Below are 3,070 nucleotides of genomic sequence, written 5' to 3' on the forward strand. Positions count from 1 at the left end.
TACATCCCCTCCACCTCTTTCAAGTTGAGACGACGCCCGGACTCCTGGACGTACACGCGTAGTGCAGGAACAGGTTCGCCAGGACGGGAGACACCGGGGCGCCCTGGGGCGTCCCGCACTCCCGCTCCAGCAGGGAGCCGTCGGGCATGACGAGCGGGGCAGCGAGCCATCGCCGTACATACAAGTTCACCCAGACGGCTTCGGTGTGCGCTTCCACCGCTTTGACCAGCAGGTCCCAGGGGACGCTGTCGAAGAACTTGGCGATGTCGAACTCCACCACCCAGTTCCTTTTCCAACACCGCTCCCTGCATTTTCCCACCGCGTCCAGCGCGGACCGTCCAGGCCGGTATCCATAGCTGTCCGGATGGAAAATTGGCTCCACCCGCCGCATCAGATGCCGTGCCACCACGGTCTGAGCCACCCGGTCCGCGACGGTGGGAATGCCGAGCATTCTTTCGCCGCCTCCGTGAGGCTTGGGAATAGCCACCGCACGCACCGAGGGCGGAAAGTAAGAGCCTGACGACATCCGGTTCCAGACCTTGTAGAGGTTGCCCTTCAAGTCTTCCTCGAAGTCGTCGATGCTCTGCCCGTCCACTCCGGGTGCACCCTTGTTCGCCCTGACTTCCTCCCACGCCTCCTTTACTTCCCACTTGGAGATTTCAAACGGCTTGCTCTGAGACTTCAACTGGTCCCTCGGATTCCTCCCGGACGGCGTCCGGTTGATGCGATCAACACAGTCACGAACGACCCGACCCCTTCGCTCCACCCCCGTTACAGGGGCTTCATCACTACTACGAGTCGGTCCGCCAGCAGGCTCTGCGTCGGTACTCAGCCCCTTGCAGTGTCCGCTGCTTGGGGTGCTCCCTCTTGCCTCCGCATCGCGGCGGTCAGTGTCAGTGCCTGCCTTCTCCTGTTCCATACGGAAGCCGCAGATCGGACTCACGTCGCCTACATGCCGGACACCGCCTGGCCAATAGACGGGCACCCGCCAGGCTTATCCCGGGGTTCAGGTCACACCCCGGTTTCGATGCCGTTCAGAAACTTTTCGACACATCAGCAGCGATTCACTTGCGTTCGTCTTCCCGATCCCCACCTGACGTCTCTCACGACGCCTTTTCCCCATCGCTCACCACAACGGTCTTCAACCCAATGCAGCATGAGGTGGTTTGAAGCCTCCCCCCGCAGGGCGGCTCCGAAGGGCCACTACTCCTTCATCTTCCGCACAGCACCATTTCCAGAAGCTGACCTACAACCAACTCCCTTTCATGTTCAGGACACAAGACCTGCGGTTTTCCAAGGAGCTGTCACCCGATCGGTGGCCACTCTGAAGATCCTTAATATATCGCCGACAAGTTTCTTTCCCGGGGCATCGGCGGTGAAGTCGCGGCCGGGGAGGTCCGGTACATCGCCTGTCGCGGGCCGGGTGAGGCCGAAGCGTTTCGGCTTGGGCTGGCAGGGCACAAGGTCCAGCTCGCGCATCAGCCGGCGGACCAGCTCGCTCCACAACGACCATCTTGACCGCCTCGTCCCTGAATTCAGGGCTATACTTCCTGCGCTTCTGTGCCACGTGCTCTCTCCGTCGTTCCGGACTTCAACCCTACGGGGACCACTGTCCGAGAACTTCGGGGCGCCTCACTACCGGTAGCCAGCGAAAACAAGGAAAGGGAAAGGCTATAATTTCTTCGTGTTTAGCCAGGCGCGCACCGCGTCGGCCAGGGCTATGTCGGCCTCGACTGGACGGGACTCGGACGTTGACGGAGAAGCGGGAACCGGATTGGGGCGACCAGTCAATTCCGCATAGTCTTGGCCAAGTTGAGGCAAGGATAGCCCCTGAGGGTCTAGCCCTTGAGAATTGATCCAGTCCTTAGTTAGGACTACCCAGGCTTCGTCTACGTACGTCTTCCAGAATTTCTCGGTCATCTTCTGAGCCTTCCCCCAGGTGATACAGGTAAAAGATCCGTCAGCACCGTAAGCGCCGACAGGTACGCAATGGCCACCCTTTGGGTGGGCGCCTTTGCTGACATCCCAAGGCTGGCCGGACCGGAATTGATTCATAGCTGCGCTGGAAAAGTTGAACCCGACATCCACGCAGCCGAATAGATTCACCGCCTGCCGCACTTGATCAAGATCCGAAACGTCTACTGCCGCATAGGCGAGTATGCGATGCCCTCCAAGTCCGATTTTCAGCCAGTAGTTAAGCGCATCCTGAACATAGGCGCCTGTGTCACTGGAGGGATTGGACGGAGTGTATCCGGCTATTGCGCGGTATGCGGCCAGGATCTCTTGATCGGAGATCGTTACGGTGCTACCTGCCCCGTATGTTGTTGCCGCTTGGATCATGTGTCCGATCGCCGCGCAAGTGCAGTCTCCTATGCGGTCATTGAGATACATCGGCCAAGACTTAACAGAGGAAAGCCAGTCGGCGGTTCTAGGGGGTGCGGGAAGCGATTCACTTAGGTAGGAACTAAGTCGCAGGTGGGGCCGGGCTGGCTGGGCAGGCAGTCTTCCCCCGCGGAATACGACAGCGGCCATTTTCATCCCTCTTTTCTGTGTTGCATGTTTATGGCGATCGAACGTTCTTGCGAGGAGAGGACTTGGGGATGCTATTGAACCGAAACTCTTCGGGTTCCTTTTCACAAAGCTGTGACCTGCGAGGATGCCGCAACAGTCCAGGAAATCCAAGAGTTTCGGATCAATACCTTCGCTACGGGCGTGATCAAAGTGAGGGCCCTTTCCTCCTGGCGCGTTATGCTGCACGCCGATCCGCGGTACTACGGCCCCCTCGGACTCCCGCTGCCCTCCGGACGACTTCACCATCGGCTTATACGTCCGGTCTCTTGCCCGATGCCAGGCGTGGTCAGACGGGTCTCTCCTGTTCCGGCCCAGACTGTGCACACGTGCCGCCCCCCTTACCCCGGAAGAACCCTGGAGGCTGCCCCCGGAACAGAGCCCGCAGCGTCTCCACGACGAACCGGGACCTGCTACCGGGCACTCCGGTGTCTACCCGGACGGGACTTCCACCCGCGAGCCTGGACCAGCTTTCGATCGTGTCCCGCCGGTTGGTGCAGCC

General features: G+C 60.1%; 2 protein-coding genes. Both read right to left on the reverse strand.

Annotated features, from left to right (window positions below):
- Window positions 1–19: 19 nt before the first annotated feature.
- Complete coding sequence (locus ACLHRZ_RS37005; RefSeq protein WP_490422973.1) at window positions 20–685, reverse strand: reverse transcriptase domain-containing protein; 666 nt, start codon at window positions 683–685, stop codon at window positions 20–22.
- Window positions 686–1,671: 986 nt separating this feature from the next.
- Window positions 1,672–2,391: a hypothetical protein gene (locus ACLHRZ_RS37010; RefSeq protein WP_490422974.1), complete on the reverse strand. Its 720-nt coding sequence runs from the start codon at window positions 2,389–2,391 to the stop codon at window positions 1,672–1,674.
- Window positions 2,392–3,070 lie beyond the last annotated feature (679 nt).

This window comes from Streptomyces sp. AM25, assembly GCF_058146165.1.